3 protein-coding genes are annotated in these 2,264 nt (G+C 39.8%); all 3 read right to left on the bottom strand.

The window, feature by feature from the left end; all coding sequences use genetic code 11:
- On the bottom strand, positions 1 to 652 hold a 652-nt coding region (locus CAG69_RS04565; protein WP_161442945.1), incomplete at its 3' end, for a C39 family peptidase.
- Positions 653 to 657: 5 nt separating this feature from the next.
- Positions 658 to 981 carry a hypothetical protein gene (locus CAG69_RS04560; RefSeq protein WP_005380167.1) on the bottom strand — a complete coding sequence of 108 codons (324 nt, stop codon included), beginning with the start codon at positions 979 to 981 and terminating at the stop codon, positions 658 to 660.
- 20 nt (positions 982 to 1,001) lie between these two features.
- Positions 1,002 to 1,979 carry a dentin sialophosphoprotein gene (locus CAG69_RS04555; protein ID WP_161442943.1) on the bottom strand — a complete coding sequence of 326 codons (978 nt, stop codon included), beginning with the start codon at positions 1,977 to 1,979 and terminating at the stop codon, positions 1,002 to 1,004.
- Positions 1,980 to 2,264 lie beyond the last annotated feature (285 nt).

The raw sequence follows: 2,264 nt of genomic DNA, 5'->3' as shown, positions 1-2,264 counted from the left end.
TAATGCTAAATACACCCAAGGAATCTCTAGACACACCTGTTTTTAGTGGTGATTTTTGATATACAGTGAAATTATCATTGGTAATAAAGCTAGACCGTCCCATTTCCGCTTCGTTACGGACCAGTAACACAATTCCTTGGTAATATTTTTCAAACTCATCCAGTTTCATTATCATGGTTCCTCTAGAAGGGTCTCCTAGAATAACTGAGTGATTGTTTATACCTCTGATTACAACAAAATGCATATACCCATCGAAATTAACGAGAGTAATCCCAGGGACGCCGACTTCTTTAATTTTCTCCAGTCCTACTTGAAAGCCGTCAGAACGTAACCCTATGGAATCCAAGTAAAACTTCATATCCAACAAAGAAAAACCTTTCTCTTTGATTTTTTCTTTATCACCTTTTTCAAACATGCTTTTGAAAATATCTTGTTCAGATGACTCTGTTGCATAATGAAAAGTGAGAAGAGAAGCCAGGGCGGCAGAGCCACAGCTGAAGTCATACTGTTGGCGAAAAACATCACCAAACACTATTTCTTTGTAGCTTTTAACAGGAACAGAGTAATGTGCTCGGTAAGGTAGCAGTTCTAATGAAATGGCTGATGCTGAATAAACGAGCATCAGCCAAATTAAGTTATTTAATACTTTCATATTGTTTACTTGAGTGTCAGGTTAACGACGGTAGAGTTCTGGATTAAAACGTTGTTTCCGCTGTTCTGAATTACGTTGGATATACCCGAACTGTCTGCGAACGCTCCACTTGATAGTATATTGTTACCACTCACGGTGTTTGACGCGACATTATCTGACGAAATACCATTGATATCTGATTCTGCATAAACCAAGTCGAGTTCAACATTTTGTCCACCTCTTGATTCATTCATGATATCCAAGCTAACTTCTCCGCCAGATAATGCAATGTCATCAGCGAGTGCAGTGCAGGCAACTATCATACTCAAAGTACAGATTGCCAAACGCATCGCTTTCTCCTACTAGTCGGTTACTCACCCCCAGTAAACACACTTGCATTAGTTGTAACAGATTGTTGTACAAGTGAATTTGAACCAGCATTCTGACCAACGGTAGTAATACCAGCTGCACCACCAAGACCACCAAGGGTGTTCATGTTTTCAACTCGAACTCGAGTATCATCCGCGTTAGTTGCATAAATAACTGATGCACCTGTAACACCACCCATTAGACTTGAGCTCGCAACAACCATATCTGTATCCATATGGACTTGATTGAAGCTATCAACATTTGTTGAGCTCGAGTCACTTTGATAGTTACTATTGTCGTTAAAGCTGTTCGAGTTTGTTGTGCTTGAATCAGCGTAGCTACGGTTATCACTCTGGTTACGGTTGTCGCTTTGATTACGATTATCGCTGTTATCGTTAAAGCTACTGTTGATACTAGAGTCACTGTTGTCGTTGTTGCTACGTCTTACAGTAGTACTAGAGTCGCTGTTGTCGTTGTGGCTTCTATTTGTGTTAGTACTTGAATCACTACTATCACTATTTAGGCTCACATCAAGATCAGCACTGGTACTGTTGTCGTTAGCGTTAGACGTACTATTGTCGTTGTGGCTTTGAGCTGTGTTCATGCTCGAGTTTGAACTGTCGCTGTTGTCATTAAAGCTGTCATCAACGCCAAGAGTTGCACTGTTGTCAGTATCGCTGTTGTCGTTAAAGCTATCACCGATACCCAGTGAAGCACTGTTATCACTGTTGTCGTTAAAGCTATCGCCAACACCCAGTGAAGCACTGTTGTCACTGTTGTCGTTAAAGCTATCGCCAACACCCAATGAAGCACTGTTGTCACTGTTGTCGTTAAAGCTGCCTGATAAACCGATAGCAGTATTAGCGCTGTCAGTCCATTGCATGTTGTCGTCTCCATCATCGATCTCATTCGCGATTAGAGAGCCACTAAATAAAATTGCTGACATTGCTAAAGCAAGCCCTGTTTTGTTTAGAGTCATAACGATTACTCCATTTCCTGTTATTCCTGATTAAAAATGACTGCACTTAACTTCTTGCTGCTTCCTTCAAATGTTGTGGGAAGCGATGAAATTATAAGAAAGGATTAGTGAAATCTGTTCTCATTATTGAGAATGATTCAGGCTGAAAGGGAGTATTTAGGTGCGTCTCTTTAAGGTATTAAAGAAAAAAATAACATAATCAGAATGTTATTTTTTGTATTTACTTTAAGTACCCATCAAGTATGAAATGAAGCCAATATAAAGAAGTAGTTCGTTCTATTGCAC

The organism is Vibrio sp. V43_P6S15P86 (assembly GCF_009904725.1).
GTDB classification, from domain to species: domain Bacteria; phylum Pseudomonadota; class Gammaproteobacteria; order Enterobacterales; family Vibrionaceae; genus Vibrio; species Vibrio diabolicus.
Note: the sequence above shows the minus strand (reverse complement) of the source record. Positions and strands in the feature narration are given on the sequence as shown.